The following is a 17,063-nucleotide window of genomic DNA, read 5'->3' on the forward strand; positions in this document are numbered from 1 at the left end:
AGCACAGGGAGGGCGATGGTAATGGTTTTGTAGCGTGAGGGGAAGCACTTTACATTGTAAGGCAGCATCGTGGAGGGAAAACCATGACATAAGCGGGGTGTGCTGATAAAAGGGGCTGTCCCGTTCCTTCTGCTTTCTTATGAAAAGTATCTATCATGAAGATCGTCGCCTGTAACAGTAATATGCCCTTGGCTCAGGCCGTGGCTGATGAGCTTGAAATCCCCTTGTGCAAGACCTCTATCCGCCGCTTTGCTGATGGGGAAGTGTTTGTCGAGATTCAGGAGAATGTGCGTGGGGAGGATATGTTTGTCCTCCAAAGCACATGCACACCAACGAACGATCATCTGATGGAGCTGCTCGTCGTGTTGGATGCGCTACGGCGCGGCTCGGCACGGCGTGTTACGGCGGTGATGCCGTATTTCGGCTATGCCCGGCAGGATCGTAAATCCGGCCCGCGTACGCCAATTAGTGCTAAGTTAGTGGCTAATTTGCTGACAGAAGCCGGGGCTAATCGTATTTTAACGATGGATTTGCATGCGATGCAGATTCAGGGCTTTTTCGATATTCCAACGGATAATCTATATGCAGCCCCGCTTTTTGTGCGGGATTTGTTAAGCCGTCACCCCAATACGGACAATCTTATGATTGTCTCGCCTGATGTTGGGGGTGTGGTGCGGGCACGGCAGTTAGCACGCCGTTTGAATGTTGACCTTGCCATTATTGATAAACGCCGCGAGCGGGCTGGCGTCTCTGAGGTGATGAATGTCATCGGGGATGTTGCAGGGCGTTTTTGTGTTTTAGTGGATGATATTGTTGATAGTGGTGGTTCACTATGCAACGCGGCTGATGCCTTGATGAAATATGGGGCTGCGGGGGTGGAAGCTTATGTCACGCATGGTGTGCTTACGGGCAATGCGTGTGAGCGTGTGCAGAAGAGCCCGCTCTCTATGTTGACATTGACCGATAGCATCCCCGCTACAGATGCATTAAAGGCAACATCCAATATTCGGCAGATTTCGACAGCAAATCTGCTTGGCCGGGCCGTACGGGCCGTAGCGGATGAGAGTTCTGTTTCCACATTATTTGATTAAGATCGTTTCAAAACCGCCCTTTGTAGGGAGATGATGGGAGAGAGGTTAAAATATGACACAGCTTTGCACAAAGCCGTTCTGGTTTCTCCGACATGGGGAGACGGAATGGAATGCACGCCATCTCTCCCAGGGACGCACAGATATCCCTCTCAATGAGACAGGCCTAGAGCAAGCGCGTCGTGCTGGTCGCCAATTAGCTGACCTTTTTGAAAAAGGGGAGCGGCCTTTTACCCATATTGTCTCTTCCCCCTTAAAGCGCGCTTTTGTCACAGCCGAGCATGTGCGCGAGGCGATTGCTCAGCGGACAGGGGTTACCCTCCCGTTAAGTGATGATGCTGATTTGCAAGAGGTGAGCTTTGGCGTGCAGGAAGGCAAGCCGATGGGCGATTGGTACAATACATGGATCAACGGTACATTCGTCCCCGAGCAAGGAGAACGATTTGTAACGCTCAAGGCACGCGGTATAGCTGCCCTTAATCGCGCGCATGAGCGTGGCACTGGCGCACCCTTAATTGTAGCGCATGGGGCTCTTTTTCGTGGGTTACGGGCAGCGATGGGGCTGGAAATTAACGTCCGTCTGCCCAATGCTGTTCCCCTAAAAGCAACCCCGAGTGAGGAGAACTGGGTGCTGGAGATGCTCTCTGCGTAAGTGCGAGGGCCGTCTCATCTAGTCCCCCTAAGCCCGTTTAAAGGGCGATAGGGGGGTAGGGATGTGAGGTGTTTACCAAGGCACCAACGTTGTGGAGAGGCGGTTAGCGTCTTTGCGGCTGACGCCAAGGTCATTGCGGTTCCACCATCCCCCGCCGAGGGATTGGAAAAGCCCGACCGTGTCAGAAAGACGCGTAACCTTGTCTTGCGCTACGGAGAGTTCATCCTGGGCGACTTCCATCCGTGCTTGGGCAAGGTCGATTTTGCTGTTATCGCCTAATCTATGCTGGGCTTCTGCAATGCGTAGGGCTTGCGTTGCAGCCTCTAAACCGGATTGATCAGCCATGAGGGTTTTGCTGTCGAGGTCCACCGCGTGCAAACTATCAGCAACATCTCCCACAGCGGAGAGAATAGCGGCTTGATAATACTCTTTGGCTTGTGTGTAGTTTGCTTTGGCTTCGCGCTGTGCATGGAGGAGTGACCCCCCTTGGAAGATAGGCTGAGTGACGGTAGCGGCTAACATCCAGTTGCCCATACCAGGTTTGAATAATTGGCTCATGCTATTAACAGCCTCACCCGGTAGCGCACTAAGCTGCACATTGGGCAGGCGGTTGGCAATAGCAATGCCCAGCTGCGCCCCGGCAGAGCGGATTTGCGCTTGCGCTGCGGCTACATCAGGGCGTTGAAGAATCAGCTGCGCGGGTAAGGAGAGCGGTAGCTCCTCCGGCAGGGTGAAATCTTTTAGCTCAAATGTCGGAAGGTCCGCATTGGGGGTGAGGCCCGCCAAGGTGGCGAGTTGGTCCCGTGTTTGGGCGAGTTGAGTTTGCAGCGGTGGTAAATCCGCTTGAAGTTGGGCAAGAGAATCCCGCAGCAAAAGATGGCTCTGTCGGGATTGGTCGCCAAGGCCAACTTGATTGCCATTAATGGTGAGCATGGCCGTTTGCTGGGCGATCAACATCTCTTTAGCGCGGATTTGAGCGCGTAAGCCAGCCTCAGTAATGGCGGTATTGACGAGGTTAGAGATTAAGGTCAGCGTTGTGGCTTCTAGTTGAAAACGCTGAATATCCGCCTGTGCCTTAGCATTACGGATGGCTAGCCGCGATCCCCCCCAGAGGTCAGGGACATAGCCGATATTGAGCTGAGCCGTATGTAAGTTATAGAGCCATTCATTATTGTTCGGCACAGGGGAGAGGGCTTTGGAGGTCTTGTTGCGCGTGGGGAGGAACTGCGCGGACACACTCGGATAAAGCGAAGCACCTTCCACACGCCGTTGCTCCCATGCGGCCTTTAGGCCCGCCTGTTGGGCTTTAAGCGTTGGGCTGTTAGCAAGAGCTTGCTCAACAAGTTGGTTGAGTTGTGGGTTTTGGAACGCTTCCCACCATTTACCCGCAACATCAGCCCCAGCCGTAAAATGTTGTCGCCGCAGGAGGCTATCTTTTGCTGTATTAGTCCCGCCTGCCGTTTGGGTAATTGGCTTTTTTGTATAATCGGTTTTGTCTGGCAGGGGGGGGATGTCTTTAGGGGATGGCCCTACAATGCACCCGCCCAGCCCTACGGCGAGTAAAGCGAGGGTACTACAAGCCCGCAAAAGAGGATTGCACTGGCCTTTATGAGGGCGTGGAGATTGATGCAAAGGCGTGGTCATTTAGCCATCCTCCCCATTGCGTAGGGCACGATGTTTGACTTGCTCCTCCAATCGGCAGAAGCAGACAGGTAGAATGAAAAGGGTGAGCAAGGTTGCAATACCAAGCCCGCCAACAACAACCGTGGCGAGGCCGCGTTGTACGTCTGTTCCTACCCCGGTAGCCATAGCTGCAGGGAGCATACCGACACTAGCAACCGTGGCAGTCATCAAAACGGGGCGGAAACGCTCCGTCGCCCCAAGTTGGGTGGCATCACGCAGGCCCATTCCTTCTTTAATATGACGATTGATGTTGGAGACCATAATGATCCCATTTTGAATGGCCACACCAAAGAGAGCAATAAAGCCCACAGCGGTTGCAATATTAAGGGTTTCCGCACGGGCATGCAGCGCGATTAGCCCACCAAGGGCAGCTAGTGGAACAATGCCGAGGATGAGCAGCGCATGGCGTAGCTTTTGGAACTCCGCATAAAGCAAGCCCAACATTACAGCAAACATCACCCCTAAGGCCGCGATAAGGCGGATTTGCGCGCGTTGTGCTTGCTGGAATGTCCCTGCCCATTCGATACGGAACTTTTGAGGGTCGTAATGGACATTTTGATCAATGAGTTTTTGGGCATCCGCTAAATATTGGGACATAGGGCGGCTGCCATTATCCACTTGGAGGGTGATTTGCCGCTGACCCATCTCATGAGCGATGCTGCTCTCCCCCATTTGGAGGCGAATACGCGCGATATCCGCTAAGGGGACGGCACTGCCATCACTCGTGATCAAGGGTAATTGCCCTAGGAGCTGAAGGTTAGAGCGCTGGGCATTATCAACACGTAGCGTTGCGTTATAAAAACGGTCACCTTCAATCACGCTGGTAAGAGGTTCGTCCCCAATGGCACTATTAATGAGGTCTGTCACATCATTAATGCTAATGCCATAACGGGCGGCTTTGAGGCGGTCTGGCGTGATTTCTATTTGAGGGATTTTAGGCTCTTGGAAGATATCCGCCTGCACTGTACCGGGTACTTGCCATAAGATATTGACAATCTGCTGACCAAGAACGCGTAAACCGGTGAGGTCATCACCATAGATGCGCATCACAAGCGGACTATGCGCCCCGCCGAGCTGGTCGCTCAGATTATCTTCAATCGGCTGGCTGATAGAGAAGGAAATACCGGGGATTTTGTTCAGCCGTGCCCGTAATTTGGTGATGAACTGCGCCTTCGTCTCTCCATTTGCCCACTGATTATAAGGGGTTAGGCCAACAGGCATCTCAATATGAGATGGCGTCCATGGGTCTGTCCCGTCATCAGAGCGGCCAAGTTGAGTAATGGCGTAGGATGTCTCCGGGAACTCACGCACAGCACGGCGTACCTCGGAGGCTTTTTCTTGCCCTTGCTCTAGTGAGATACCGGTAGGCATTTGTATTTGCAGCCAGAGTGCACCTTCATCCAAGTCGGGGAGGAACTCCCGCCCTGTAGTTGCACCAAGAGCGATAACGGCGACCAAGGCCACGCCTGCACTGATGAAAGGAATGGTCGGGTGATGGAGGAAGTACCCTAGCAATCTATCATATTTTTTATGCAGCCATGCGAGTGGCTTATTATGCCAGATGGGCCGCGGCTTCCGCAGGGCAAGAAAGGACATTGTCGGGGTGAGTGAGAGGGCACAAAGCAAGGCCCCAAGGAGGGCGAAGCTAACAGTCCATGCCATAGGGCGGAAGATTTTGGCCTCACTCCCAACAAAGGCAAAGAGAGGGCTATAAGCCACAACAATGATGAGCGTGGAGGCAAAAATAGCGCGTCCCGCTCGGCGGGTAATGTCCAAAATATCGGAAGGGTCGAGCGGCCTTGTATGATAATCTTCACGATGGCGGAGGATGACCTCTGTGACAACAATCGCGCCATCAACAATCACGCCGAAATCCACCGCGCCGAGGGAGAACAGGTTAGCGGCCATCCCACATGCACGCATAAGGATGAAGGCGAAAGCGAGCGCAAAAGGAATGGTTACCGCCGTGATAGCCGCACTACGCGGAGAACCAAGGAAGAAGGTCAAAATGACCAATACAAGGCCGATCCCCTCTAAAATGGTCTCGCTGACTTTATCGGTTGTGGACTTAACGAGATTATCGCGGTCGAGATAAGGAACAATGCGGATATGCCGTGGGGCGAGTTGTTTTTGGAGCTTATCAACCTCTGCATGGAGGTCATCCAACACTTGGGAGGGATTGGCCCCGCGGAGCATGGTCACGACCCCTTCAATCGTATCGGGGTTACCGTTTTTGCCCAACATCCCTTCACGCACTTGATGGCCAAACTCGATATGACCAAGCTCGGAGAGAAGGACCGGCACACCATCATGATGGCCGATGACGGTATTGCGCATATCATCAAGGGAGTGAATCTGCCCCACACCACGGATGATGTAAGATTGCTCCCCACGGGTTACACGCCCACCCCCAGCATTGACATTGCTATTACGGATGGCGTTCATCACATCGCTGATGCTAATGCCGTAACGAATAAGGGCATGCGGGTCTAAAATGAGCTGATATTCCCGCGTAAAGCCGCCGAAATTATCAATATTCACTACGCCGGGGACGCGCTGTAAGGCGGGGATAATCTCCCAGCGTTGCACGTCCGAAATGGTCATGAGGTCGCGATCGTCTGATTCTACCGTGTAACGGTAAATCTCCCCACTAGGGCCGGAGATAGGGCCGAGAGAGGGTTGCGCCCCACCGGTGAGCTGTAGGCCATCTAGTTGGCTTTGGACTAATTGACGTGCGCGGTAAATATCGGCGTTATCATCAAAAATAAGCGTGATGAGCGAGAGGCCAAAGGTGGTGCTAGAACGACTCTCCACCACACCGGGGACGGCGGCCAGCTCGCGCTCTACCGGGGTGGTGACTTGATGTTCCATCTCCTCAGCAGCAAGGCCATTCACCTGGGTGGTGACAAGCACGCTTGCAGGACCGAGGTCGGGATAAGCTTCCACGGGGAGTTGCTTCCACGCGATCATCCCTGTTGCGAACATGGCAAAGGTGAGGAAGGCTACTGCTTTGCTATGATAAAAGCACCATGAAATAAATTTCTCGATAAACATCTGCTCAGAAGCCTTTAGTAGTCATTGAGCAGAATAGCGCCATGGGTGATGACGCGCTCACCTGCATGGAGGCCGGAAAGGATGCGTACGGATTCTCCTTCTTCATAGCTGATTGTAATATAACGCCGGCGATATGTTTTAGGGGCCGTTTCCACAAAGACAGACACTTGATCATTATCCATAAGCAGGGCTGTTTTGGGCAGTAATGCCTGTGCTTGTTGTGCGATATTTAGGGTCGCTGTGGTAAATTGGCCGGGATGGAGCCGCTCTTGGGGGTTATTACACCGCAAATAGAGGTTCATCCGCCGTGTATCGGTACGGAAGGCCGGGTCCTGCGCTGTTACGGGACCACTGCATGTTTGACCGGGGAAAGGGGCCTCCAGCGTCATAGTCGTGCCCAACATGGGCAAAAGAGATTCTGGTAAGCTCGCTTGCACCCATACGGTGTTGATATTGGAGACGGTCATGAGGATGGCCGTCATGTCTGTGATATTTTGTCCTACCCCGGTGGAAATTGCCGTAACAACACCAGAGAAAGGTGCAATAAGCGGCTGGGAGCCTTCATCCCCGCTGGTACCAAGGGCTTGTAGTCTTTGTTGAGCACGGCGGGCCTCGGCTTCAGCTTGTTTAAGGTCATTCTGGGCGGATTGCATATCTTTGACAGCATTCCCCCCCGCGGCCAAAACACCTACCGCGCGGCGATACGCATTGCGCGCTAGGGTAAGGGCAGATTGCGCTTTGCGGGAATCTGACCAAGCTTGAGCTAAATCACCAGAATAAAGGGTCGCAAGGCTATCGCCTGCTTGGACATGCTGGCCTGTCTGGACATGCAAACTTGCCACGCGCCCAACAACAGGGGAGTGGATATCAACGCTTTGTCCGGGGGCGGTGATAATTTGCGCTGGTAGAGCAACTTGGTGGGGGGATAGAGTTGTTGCTACAGGCTCGACCGTCAGGCGGCCATCAAGCGGGCCTCCCGCACGGATGCGGAGGAGGTCACCATCATGGATAACGGCCGGTTGGGGATTAGTCTCGATAGAGCGGCCAGGTATGAGGGCCCATAACCCAAGACAGAGAAGAAGAACGAGCAGGGAAGTGCCGATAATTATGAAGTTACGCGAGAGACGCATTATCAGAAGATTCTCCGCTCATTAGCTTGTTACAGCAAAAGACCAGCACCTTTCTCGCATAGATAGGTTTTTTTGTCACGATAGGGTGAGTGTAAAAAGGTATTTAAAACGCAGTAACCAGCTGTATTATGGTTTAAAAATCATATCGTAAAATAAATACAAAAAAACGAGCTGTAGTCATTCTACAGCTCGTTTTTTGCGTTGCTTCTCAAACGGTAGGGTTAGAAGCGATATTCAATACCTGCGCCAACAACGGTTGGGTGTACATCATCATGAACATGGACGCGCCCGCCTGTGATGCCATTGTTACGCTTGCTAAGATGGATACTCTGGTTGAAGAGTAGGATCTGCTTGATGTCAAAGTTGAAGAACCAGTTGCCTACTAACTGATAATCAAAACCAAGGTTGAAGCTTGGGCCGACGTTGGTTTTCATATGCATGGCATCAAAAACAGCACCGTTGCCAATCCCGTTCAGGTTCTGAGCAGGGTGCATGTTATGGAAGATGGCAACTGTGATACCAAGCCCTGCATAGGGGTTAAAGCGTTTATTGGGGCGGAAATGATAGGCTGCTGTCAGTGTGGGGGGGAGAATCCAGAAGCTGCCAGCATCCAGCTTGCCAAGGTTACCTACATGGGCCGCCGCTTCATGGCGGGTGGAGGAGGCGATGAGGTCAAGAGAGATATGGTTCGTCAGGAAATATTCTAGCGTTAGCTCAGGCATTACCTGATTTGTGACAGATACATTATGGCGGAAGGTATTACCGCCAGCGAGAGCCGCTGCAGGGGAGCCTTCAGCCAAACGTACGCGAGAGCCAGTGTTATTGGTAATAACCCCTAAAGCAGAGAGGCGTACCACAAAGTCCCCTTTGCCAAGGCCGATCTTTGTATTGGCGCATGTTTTAAAGAGACCGCAATGCTCACTGGCTGGCGGCTGGAGATGAACGGATGCATCTGGAGCAGCCTGCATGGTGGTGGAGGCTGTCACGGGCGCTGAAGCAGCGGCTTTAGCAACCCCAAAGGAAGTGGCACCGAACGTAAACAGCGCGGCAGCGGCCATCCGAGTGAATGTGCGGCTCATTTTTGCTAGAATCCTCAATGTGTCTATAGTAAGGCGAAGGACGAAAGATGGACAAAATTTAATCGTTCCTCCTTCCCCCTAAAACCATTTTTCGAGGAAGGCAAGAGGAAATTTATAACTGTAATAGATTTGAAAGAATAAACTATAAATTTTTAATTTTTATCGCAAGAATAGCTTTTCCTGATAAGTGTTATAGAAAAGGTTGTTTTTTCATGCTGAGCCTGCATCGCCTATGCCATGGCGGAGTACTCAAGCAGGGGACAAAGAATGGAGACAGGTCGCGACCTTATGGAGGCTGTTGGGGAGCGGTGCGGGCACTGCTCTGGTCGGTCTGTTAGTATCTGTAATGTTATTGATGATGCGGACCTCCCTGCGTTAGTGGCAGAGTCTTCACGTGTAATTGTTCCGTCTGGACGTTGTTTTATAGAGGAAGGATGCGCGGCGGATCATTTTTATGTTCTGACAGGGGGGCGTGCTAAATTATTTAATCTTATGGTGGATGGGCGCCGGCAAATTATTGGTTTTGCTGAGTTAGGGGATTTTTTGGGTCTAGCCTCGTCGGATGCTTATGCTTTTACCGCAGAAGCATTGGGTGATGTGACGTTATGTCGTTTTTCACATTCGTCGATTGAACGGCTAGTGGAACGCTTTCCTCGTTTACGAGGGCGGTTGCAAAAGGAGGCCTCAAGCGAGCTTGTGAAGATGCAATCACGCCTTATGCTGTTGGGCCGTAAAACAGCGCGGGAGCGATTGGCCACGTTTTTGATAGAGCAGGCACGCCCTTGCTGCGTTTATGCAGAGCAATGGCGGAATGAGAATGGCCCGATGACCCTGCCTTTGCCTATGTCACGAATGGACATTGCCGATTATTTAGGGTTGACGATAGAGACGGTAAGTCGGACCTTTAGCCTCTTTAAAAGAGAGGGGCTCATTAGCACAAAGGGAGCGAGCTCTGTGACGTTATTGGCATTGGGGAATTTGGCTGATATCGCTAATGGGTTAGAGTGAGAGCGTAGATCAAGGCTTGGTAAATGGCCTTTTTTTAACTTTTTAAGCGTATGGCTATGGTGTTAAGTGTTGCTGCACGTTTTTTGCATAATCTATGGGAGTTTGACATGAAAACCCGCATCCTATTCTCTACAATGCTTCTCGCATCTTCTTTTGCGTTGATCCCGCATGCCCATGCGTATGATCCAAATGACCCGCTTTCTGTCCAGAGCAGCTTGGATAGCGTCTCCAAATCCATTCAGAATGAAGAAGGGAAGATCAAAGCCCTTCAGGATAAGTACGCTGGGGCCCCTGCTCGTGAGCGTGCTAAGCTGCAAAAGCGCATTGATACGATGAAGTCTGACCTCAAGCAGCGTCAGGAAAAATTGCAGAACCTGCGTGATAAGTACAAGAACTTAGCGTCCGATAAAAAAGCTGAGTTACAGAAAAACATTGATGATCGTAAGCAGCAGATCAAAGACCTGCGTGATAAGTATAAGAATGCTCCTGCTGAGCAGAAGCAGAAGATTAAGGACCAGGTTGATGCTCAGAAGAAGAGCTGGGATGATCAAAAACAGAGCCTGAAGGATATGCACGATAGCAACGTGCAGGCTGGTAAGGACTTTGTACATTCCTTAAAGGGTGGGTTCTAATCGACAGCCTTGTATAAAGGTTAGTCTTATCAGGCTGATAGCAGGGGGTCGCTCTTAGGGCGGCCCCTTGTTCTTTTGGCATAACCCCTCCATATAGAGGGCGATAATAGAGACAGACGTTCTCGGGGCAGGGTGTAATTCCCTACCGGCGGTGTTGGTAGCCCTAGGCTACCTCAGCCCGCGAGCGTCCTACCCTTTGGGGTAGGAGACAAGCAGACTCGGTGCGATTCCGGGGCCGACGGTGATAGTCCGGATGAGAGAGAACGCGTTTTTCTGCTTCTGCTATGGTGTTATGCCCATCATGGCGAGGGGGAGAAGGCGTGACGTCGCCGCGAACGTCCCTGAGATGATTGGGGACTGATGATGACTATTGTGTCGGATAAGGCACAGCAGATAGGTGCGACCTCCCCGCCTCTAACGGCGGTGCGGGCTGGGTTTCAGCAAGCTATTAAGGAAGCCGTGCAGACGATGGGAGCAACAGCTCCTAATCCATCCGTTGGTTGTGCGCTGCTGGATGGTGAGGGGCGGCTCCTCGCGGTTGGGGCGCATCCCGCAGCAGGCCAAGCTCATGCAGAGATTATGGCACTAGAGCAAGCGCGTATGCGTGGGGTGCTGGAGCAAGCCCGCATTGCCCTTGTAACGCTGGAGCCCTGTAATCATCATGGGCGTACCCCGCCTTGTAGCGAGGCATTAAAGCAAAGCCCTGTGCAAACCATTTGGATTGGCACACGCGATCCTAACCCAATGGCGGCAGGTGGGGCGGCTCATTTAGCGGCTGGGCCTGCACCCAAAGAGGTGCGGTTTGTAGCAGAGGAACCCGCTTTAGCCACATTTGCGCGGGAATGTCAGGCATTAAATGCGCCATTTACCCAGCGCGTAACACAAGGCCGCCCGTGGTTGAGTGTGAAACAAGCGTTGGATGAACAAGGGAGTATGATTCCTCCCAAAGGGCAGAAAACCTTTACCTCCCCAGCATCGTTGCAGTTGGCACATCAGCTTCGCCGTGCGTGTGATGCGCTGGTAACGGGGGTGGGGACAGTCTTAGCCGATACGCCCTCTTTTACCGTGCGGCATGTCGCAGACCATAAAGCGCGCGCTCCTCGGCCTTTGATTGTGTTGGATAGGCACAATCGCCTTCCTCGTGCGTGGGTTTATGCGCGAGAGGCGGAGGGGTTTTATGTGGAACAATGCCGCGACCTTTCAGCCATGCCCGCTCTATTGGGCGAGATGGGGGTGAATTGGGCCTTGATAGAGGCTGGCCCTACTTTGTTGGAGAGCGTGAAGGCCGCTGGCTTATGGGATGATTGGCTGACTATTCACCATCGGGGCGGTGGTGAAGCAGATCATTACACTATGACGCTACGGCACGGGGAGGATGGGGCGATAAGCCCAATCCAACTGCTGCGTATCTATGGGGGATGAAAGATGTTTTCTGGCATTATTGAGCATGTAGGTGAGGTGCAGTCCGTCTCTTTGCGGGATAAAGCGATGGATATGCGCATCGCCACGCATTTTACGGACCTTACCGAAGGGGAAAGCATCGCAACCAATGGTGTGTGCTTAACCGTTACCCATTTTACGCCGGAGGGTGTGGTGGACTTCCATTTAAGTGGGGAGACATTAGCCCGTACCTCTCTTGGTGTATTAACCGCTGGGGCCCGTGTGAATCTAGAGCGTGCGGTGAGCTTACATACCCGCCTCTCCGGCCATATTGTGCAAGGCCATGTTGATGGGGTGGGGGTTCTAACCCATAAGGAAGCAGCGGGGGACTCGCATCATTTACGCATCTTTATGCCAGCGGCGTTACGCCGTTATGTTATTGAGAAAGGCTCCATTACCATCAATGGGATTAGCCTGACAGTGAATGAGATTTACGAGGCGATTCAGCATGATGGGCAACAGGGCTTCGAAATCGGCCTGATGATTATCCCTCATACATGGACTCATACCGATCTCTCGACACTCAAAAACGGCGCACGTGTGAATCTGGAGGTCGATATGATGGCGAAATATATTGAGACACTCCTTCGTCATAGCCCAGAGGAAGCCTTACTTTATAAAGGGAGCCAGCCGTGACACGCGCAGAGCTTGCAGAGATGTCCCCTACATTAAGGGCGGCGATTCAGGCGGTGCGGGAAGGCCGCATGGTCGTGATGGTGGATGATGAAGACCGGGAGAATGAGGGCGATTTGATTCTTCCGGCACAATTTGCCACAGCAGAGGCCATTGCCTTTATGGCGCGGCAGGCTTGTGGGTTGATTTGCCTCTCCCTAGAGGCAGAGCAGATTGAACGGTTGGGCCTCCTCCCAATGGTGGCAGAAAATCGTGACCCACGCGGCACGGCTTTTACGGTGTCGATTGAGGCGGCACATGGTGTGACCACTGGCATTTCCGCTGCTGAGCGTGCCCATACGATTCAGGTTGCTTCTGCCCCAGATGCAGGGCCAGAGGATATTATCTCACCGGGCCATATGTTCCCTTTACGGGCGAACCCAGACGGTGTGATGGCGCGGGAAGGCCATACAGAGGGGGCTGTGGACCTCATGCGCTTGGCGGGGCTGCGTCCTGCTGGGGTGATTTGCGAGATTATGGCTGAGGATGGCACGATGATGCGCCTGCCAGAGCTACGGCTTTACGCGCACCGCCATGGCTTGCCGTTAGTCTCCATTGCCGAGATGCGCCGTTGGATTGCGGCCCATGGTCGTGCCGATGTTGGAGAGATTGGCTCAGTAGAGCAGCTCCCTCCTGAAGCGGTTGATTGCGCTGTTGCAGATTTACCGACTTTGTGCGGTGGGGAGGGGATGCGCGCTCATGCATTTCGTGGTGCTGATGGGGTGGAGCATCTCGCTCTCGTCAAAGGGGATGTAACGCAACATACCCCTCTAGTGCGTTTACATTCCGAATGTGTAACGGGGGATGCGTTAGGTTCGCTGCGGTGCGATTGTGGCCAGCAGTTGCAAGAAGCCCTCAAGCGCATTTCTATCGCTGAAGCGGGTATTTTACTGTATATGCGCGGGCATGAAGGGCGCGGTATTGGTCTTGTGAACAAAATCCGCGCTTATGAGTTGCAGGAGCAAGGGATGGACACTATTGCGGCGAATGAAGCCCTTGGCCTCCCTGCGGATGCACGGCGGTGGGACATGGCCGCCCAAATGTTGGCCGCATTAGGGGTGACGCGTTTGCGGCTTTTGACCAATAACCCGGAGAAAGAGCGCGGCTTAAAAGAGGCTGGCTTGGTTGTAGAAGGGGTAGAACGCCTCGTCATCCCGGCAAACCCGTTTAATCGCCATTATCTTGAGACAAAACGGACCCGTATGGGTCACGCTCTATAGGAGATTGTTTGATGAGCAAACATATTGCTACAGCCCCTGCCAATTTGCAGCTTACCCCAGCCCCGAAGCTTGCCCTTTTGGTAAGTCGTTTTAATCCTGATGTTACTGGTGGGTTGCGCAATGGCGCGTTAGAGTGGCTAAAAGAGCGCGGCATTGATGAGAGCGTTGATATATACGAGGCTCCCGGTGCGTTTGAGCTACCGATCATGGCCCAACATCTTGCCCGCAAAGGCATTTATGAGGGCGTTATCTGCCTTGGTTGTGTCATTAAGGGAGATACGGCTCATTTTGAGTTCATTTCTCTAGGGGCGACCATCGGCATTATGCAAGCGCAGCTGGAGACGAATGTACCGGTCTCTTTTGGTATCCTAACAACCTATACAGAGGACCAAGCCGTTACACGCTCCCGCAGCGATGAGCATAATAAAGGCCGCGAAGCCGCCGCTGCCTGTGTAGAAACGGTCGCCTTTCTGCGGAAGTAAAGAAAGATCCTGACAAGATGGTAAAAGGCTCCTATACGATAGAGATAGGTTATGCCTCCATTATCGCCAGTTCGTGCAAAGGTTTTTATACGATGAAAATGATGAATCGTGCAGCGCCTCGGCTTGTTATTGTCATCCCTTGTTATAATGAGGCAGAGGTATTCTCTGAGTGTTTGCGTCAGTTGGAGGCGTTGTTACAGGAGACGCAAAATGCTGGGGTAATTCGTAGTGATAGTTCTCTGTTATTTGTTGATGATGGTAGTATAGATACAACCTGGGAGAAAATTGAAGCTGCGGCTATGCACTATTCTTTTGTGCAGGGGGTGAAATTATCACGGAATGTAGGGCATCAAGCGGCATTATTAACTGGCCTTTCTTATGCTCAGAAAAGTGGAGCAGATGCTATCGTAAGCATCGATGCAGACCTACAGGATGATATTACGGCCATTCCCAAGATGGTTGCTGCGTATCAAGAAGGATACGACGTTATATATGGTGTACGGTCATCGCGCGAAAGAGATACATGGTTTAAGCGTATTTCTGCAGAGGGTTTTTATAAATTAATGGCCTTGATGGGAGTAGAGCAGGTTTTTAATCATGCTGACTTTCGATTGATGAGTCAAAGGGCGTTACAAAATTTGCTGGAATATAAGGAATCGAATGCGTATTTACGTGGTCTCGTTCCTTTAGTTGGTTTTCCCTCAACAAAAATATATTATTCACGTGGTTCACGTTTTGCAGGAGATTCAAAATATCCTTTAAAGAAGATGATCTCGCTGGCCATAGAAGGGATTACATCTATGACCATCTCCCCGCTCAGGATAATTTCTGGGGGCGGAATTCTTATCTCTTTAATATCTGTTTTACTAATTTTTTACATATTTTTTCTTAAAATGATGGGGCATACAGTCGAAGGTTGGTCTTCTGTAATGTTGGCTATTTTTTTTATGGGGGGTATCCAAATGTTATCATTAGGTGTGTTAGGTGAATATATAGGGAAAATATATTTAGAGGTAAAAAATAGACCCATCTCTCATGTAGAAAAAATTGTGAAATAAAAAACGCTGAAGGAAATTTTATAGTGTATCGTGTAGAGTGTAAGGGGCTGTATTTAAAACGGCTTCTCTTTCTTGTAGTTTGTTCAGTGATAGTATCTTTTTTTGTAAGATCATATATTCATCATGAAGATGGTGTTTATTGGTGGGATTTTCGTGGATATCAGGATTTATATAATTTTTATTGTCCAAGAATGTTGTATAATTGGCATGTTTTTCGTCGGTTTGTAAAGTCTTTATATCGTGATGATTATGGTCCTTTATCATTGTTACCTATGAATATAGGGCATATTTTATGGGGAAGTGGGAGGTTTTCATTTGTATATTCTATATATATCTTTTGGATATTGCCTTTAGCTTGTTTTTTTCATAAGGTAATTAACCAATATATTGCGCCTGAAGATAAAATAAAATTTGTATATACGGTGCTAATGGTTCTTTGTTTTTCTCCTTTATGGGGCCCGGTGCTGAGGGGCTACCCTGATATAGGCGGATGTGTTCCTTTCACGGTGGCGCTTCTGTTAATTTATCAGACAAAATTTCTTACAGTCGCTTCTGTAAGAAACTGTTTGTTGCTTGGAGTAATGTTATGGCTTATGTTTGCTTTAAGAAGATGGTATGCGTTTTCAATAATGGCATTCATGATTTGCTCGTTTGGGTTTGCTCTTTTTGAGATAAGGGAATGTGAATCAAAAAATAATTATATTCTTTTATTAAAGAATTATACAATATCATCATTAACGTTATTGTTTTGTGTCTTTGTTTTTCAGCTTCGGTTATTTATAAAAATATTAAGAACATCATATGTCTCTAGTTATGAAATGTATCAATTGCCGTTATCAGAGCAGATTTTGCATGTTATTTATCCAAAAATAGGTCCTGTAATTTTAGTTTTATTATTTTCTGGGTTGTTAATATCTTTCGTTAAGAAAAATAAATATATTTTGTTTTGTGGTTGTGTAGCGTTTTTAACGATATATCTTTTTTCTAGAGTACAATCTCCTAGCGAACAACATATGATTCCTGTATATTTTTTGTGTTTGTTGATTTGTGTGTATTGTATTAGGGTGATTTCCTCGTTCTTTTCAGGGAAGGTAATAAATTTATTATTTTCATTATTTATTTTTTATAATATATTGGGGTGTTGCTATATTTTTTCTGAAAGATTTCATAGTAATGTGGTGTATGGGGATTATATATTTCCATCATGGACGCTTTTCCCAATTAAATTAGGGAATAAAGCGGAATATCAATCTCTAATAAGTGATTTAAAGACAGAAATGGGAAGAGAGGGAACTTTTACGGTGTTTCCAGCAAATATGTCATTGAATATAGATTTGCTTATAGGGGTAGATTCAGCGTTAAAGGAGCACGCTATTTTTGCCTCGGAAGTAGATCAACGAGACTTTTTTAGATTAAATGTATTAGATGCGAATATAGCAGTTGTTATGGTGCCGATAAGTGGGAAAGGCTGTGTTCCATGGACTGTGAATAAATTTGTTTCGGATGAGAAAAAAGCTTTTAATGGGCAGCAAGTCGCAATAATACCGAACGAGGCTATTGTAAATGGAACGGGAATAGGGGCTTCGTATAGACAGATAGGCCGAGGTTACGCAATTGTACCGGGCTATGTAGCTTTTCTCTATCGGAGGATAAAACCAGCAAATGGAAAAGATGTTCAGTGGTTATTGAAGGAGTTTATAAAACGATATCCAAATTGGAAAATTTATAGTGATAAGATAGGAATGTAAGGCACTTGATTGTCTTTTGAGTGATTTTTGCGTCCATAAAATTATTATTTTATGGACGCAAAAATGCTTCTGTTTTATGAAGAAAGTCTTTATAAAATTTACCTTGGCGATAGGGTT

Annotated in this window: 14 protein-coding genes and 1 riboswitch; of the genes, 10 read left to right on the top strand and 4 right to left on the bottom strand. The window is 49.8% G+C overall.

Annotated elements, in window-relative coordinates:
• Positions 1–155: 155 nt before the first annotated feature.
• Together NQF64_RS04800 and NQF64_RS04805 are read left to right on the top strand one after the other, a co-directional pair.
• Positions 156–1,091 carry a ribose-phosphate pyrophosphokinase gene (locus tag NQF64_RS04800; RefSeq protein ID WP_099026582.1) on the top strand — a complete coding sequence of 312 codons (936 nt, stop codon included), beginning with the start codon at positions 156–158 and terminating at the stop codon, positions 1,089–1,091.
• Positions 1,092–1,143: 52 nt separating this feature from the next.
• Positions 1,144–1,740, top strand: a complete 597-nt coding sequence (locus NQF64_RS04805) for a histidine phosphatase family protein (RefSeq protein ID WP_266106663.1) — start codon at positions 1,144–1,146, stop codon at positions 1,738–1,740.
• A 72-nt stretch (positions 1,741–1,812) separates the two neighbouring features.
• Here NQF64_RS04805 and NQF64_RS04810 read toward each other — a convergent pair whose 3' ends face one another.
• The 4 genes from NQF64_RS04810 to NQF64_RS04825 all read right to left on the bottom strand — a co-directional run bounded on the left by NQF64_RS04810 (position 1,813) and on the right by NQF64_RS04825 (position 8,686).
• A complete protein-coding gene (locus NQF64_RS04810) occupies positions 1,813–3,384 on the bottom strand; it encodes an efflux transporter outer membrane subunit (RefSeq protein ID WP_099026580.1) in 1,572 nt (523 codons plus the stop codon).
• On the bottom strand, positions 3,385–6,477 hold the full coding sequence (locus tag NQF64_RS04815) for an efflux RND transporter permease subunit (RefSeq protein WP_266106664.1): 3,093 nt from the start codon (positions 6,475–6,477) through the stop codon (positions 3,385–3,387). It abuts the gene before it with no gap.
• 14 nt (positions 6,478–6,491) lie between these two features.
• Positions 6,492–7,607: an efflux RND transporter periplasmic adaptor subunit gene (locus NQF64_RS04820; protein ID WP_266106665.1), complete on the bottom strand. Its 1,116-nt coding sequence runs from the start codon at positions 7,605–7,607 to the stop codon at positions 6,492–6,494.
• 221 nt (positions 7,608–7,828) lie between these two features.
• On the bottom strand, positions 7,829–8,686 hold the full coding sequence (locus tag NQF64_RS04825) for an OmpW/AlkL family protein (protein ID WP_099026577.1): 858 nt from the start codon (positions 8,684–8,686) through the stop codon (positions 7,829–7,831).
• Between the two features lie 267 nt (positions 8,687–8,953).
• On the opposite strand from NQF64_RS04825, the gene NQF64_RS04830 reads away from it, so the two are divergent.
• The 8 genes from NQF64_RS04830 to NQF64_RS04865 all read left to right on the top strand — a co-directional run bounded on the left by NQF64_RS04830 (position 8,954) and on the right by NQF64_RS04865 (position 16,946).
• Positions 8,954–9,694 (top strand): Crp/Fnr family transcriptional regulator, encoded by a 741-nt coding sequence (locus NQF64_RS04830; protein WP_257875114.1) that lies wholly within the window; start codon positions 8,954–8,956, stop codon positions 9,692–9,694.
• Positions 9,695–9,750: 56 nt separating this feature from the next.
• Positions 9,751–10,326, top strand: coding sequence for a hypothetical protein (locus NQF64_RS04835; RefSeq protein ID WP_266106666.1), 576 nt, complete (start codon positions 9,751–9,753; stop codon positions 10,324–10,326).
• Between the two features lie 114 nt (positions 10,327–10,440).
• A riboswitch (FMN riboswitch) is annotated at positions 10,441–10,595 on the top strand.
• Positions 10,596–10,689: 94 nt separating this feature from the next.
• Positions 10,690–11,748 carry a bifunctional diaminohydroxyphosphoribosylaminopyrimidine deaminase/5-amino-6-(5-phosphoribosylamino)uracil reductase RibD gene (gene ribD, locus NQF64_RS04840; protein WP_266106821.1) on the top strand — a complete coding sequence of 353 codons (1,059 nt, stop codon included), beginning with the start codon at positions 10,690–10,692 and terminating at the stop codon, positions 11,746–11,748.
• Positions 11,749–11,751: 3 nt separating this feature from the next.
• Complete coding sequence (locus NQF64_RS04845; protein WP_266106667.1) at positions 11,752–12,402, top strand: riboflavin synthase; 651 nt, start codon at positions 11,752–11,754, stop codon at positions 12,400–12,402.
• Between the two features lie 20 nt (positions 12,403–12,422).
• On the top strand, positions 12,423–13,658 hold the full coding sequence (gene ribB / locus NQF64_RS04850) for a 3,4-dihydroxy-2-butanone-4-phosphate synthase (RefSeq protein WP_266106822.1): 1,236 nt from the start codon (positions 12,423–12,425) through the stop codon (positions 13,656–13,658).
• 11 nt (positions 13,659–13,669) lie between these two features.
• Entirely contained in the window at positions 13,670–14,140 is a 471-nt protein-coding gene (gene ribH, locus NQF64_RS04855; RefSeq protein ID WP_266106668.1) for a 6,7-dimethyl-8-ribityllumazine synthase, read from the top strand.
• 17 nt (positions 14,141–14,157) lie between these two features.
• Complete coding sequence (locus tag NQF64_RS04860; protein WP_266106669.1) at positions 14,158–15,198, top strand: glycosyltransferase family 2 protein; 1,041 nt, start codon at positions 14,158–14,160, stop codon at positions 15,196–15,198.
• Between the two features lie 23 nt (positions 15,199–15,221).
• Positions 15,222–16,946, top strand: coding sequence for a hypothetical protein (locus NQF64_RS04865; protein WP_266106670.1), 1,725 nt, complete (start codon positions 15,222–15,224; stop codon positions 16,944–16,946).
• Positions 16,947–17,063 lie beyond the last annotated feature (117 nt).

The organism is Bombella saccharophila, assembly GCF_026385475.1.
GTDB classification, from domain to species: domain Bacteria; phylum Pseudomonadota; class Alphaproteobacteria; order Acetobacterales; family Acetobacteraceae; genus Bombella; species Bombella saccharophila.

Excerpts from the sequence above, each read along its gene's own strand:
- NQF64_RS04800 (WP_099026582.1), top strand. The coding sequence starts at position 156 with ATGAAGATCGTCGCCTGTAACAGTAATATGCCCTTGGCTCAGGCCGTG.
- NQF64_RS04805 (WP_266106663.1), top strand. The coding sequence starts at position 1,144 with ATGACACAGCTTTGCACAAAGCCGTTCTGGTTTCTCCGACATGGGGAG.
- NQF64_RS04810 (WP_099026580.1), bottom strand. The coding sequence starts at position 3,384 with ATGACCACGCCTTTGCATCAATCTCCACGCCCTCATAAAGGCCAGTGC.
- NQF64_RS04815 (WP_266106664.1), bottom strand. The coding sequence starts at position 6,477 with ATGTTTATCGAGAAATTTATTTCATGGTGCTTTTATCATAGCAAAGCA.
- NQF64_RS04820 (WP_266106665.1), bottom strand. The coding sequence starts at position 7,607 with ATGCGTCTCTCGCGTAACTTCATAATTATCGGCACTTCCCTGCTCGTT.
- NQF64_RS04825 (WP_099026577.1), bottom strand. The coding sequence starts at position 8,686 with ATGAGCCGCACATTCACTCGGATGGCCGCTGCCGCGCTGTTTACGTTC.
- NQF64_RS04830 (WP_257875114.1), top strand. The coding sequence starts at position 8,954 with ATGGAGACAGGTCGCGACCTTATGGAGGCTGTTGGGGAGCGGTGCGGG.
- NQF64_RS04835 (WP_266106666.1), top strand. The coding sequence starts at position 9,751 with ATGGTGTTAAGTGTTGCTGCACGTTTTTTGCATAATCTATGGGAGTTT.
- ribD (WP_266106821.1), top strand. The coding sequence starts at position 10,690 with ATGACTATTGTGTCGGATAAGGCACAGCAGATAGGTGCGACCTCCCCG.
- NQF64_RS04845 (WP_266106667.1), top strand. The coding sequence starts at position 11,752 with ATGTTTTCTGGCATTATTGAGCATGTAGGTGAGGTGCAGTCCGTCTCT.
- ribB (WP_266106822.1), top strand. The coding sequence starts at position 12,423 with ATGTCCCCTACATTAAGGGCGGCGATTCAGGCGGTGCGGGAAGGCCGC.
- ribH (WP_266106668.1), top strand. The coding sequence starts at position 13,670 with ATGAGCAAACATATTGCTACAGCCCCTGCCAATTTGCAGCTTACCCCA.
- NQF64_RS04860 (WP_266106669.1), top strand. The coding sequence starts at position 14,158 with ATGGTAAAAGGCTCCTATACGATAGAGATAGGTTATGCCTCCATTATC.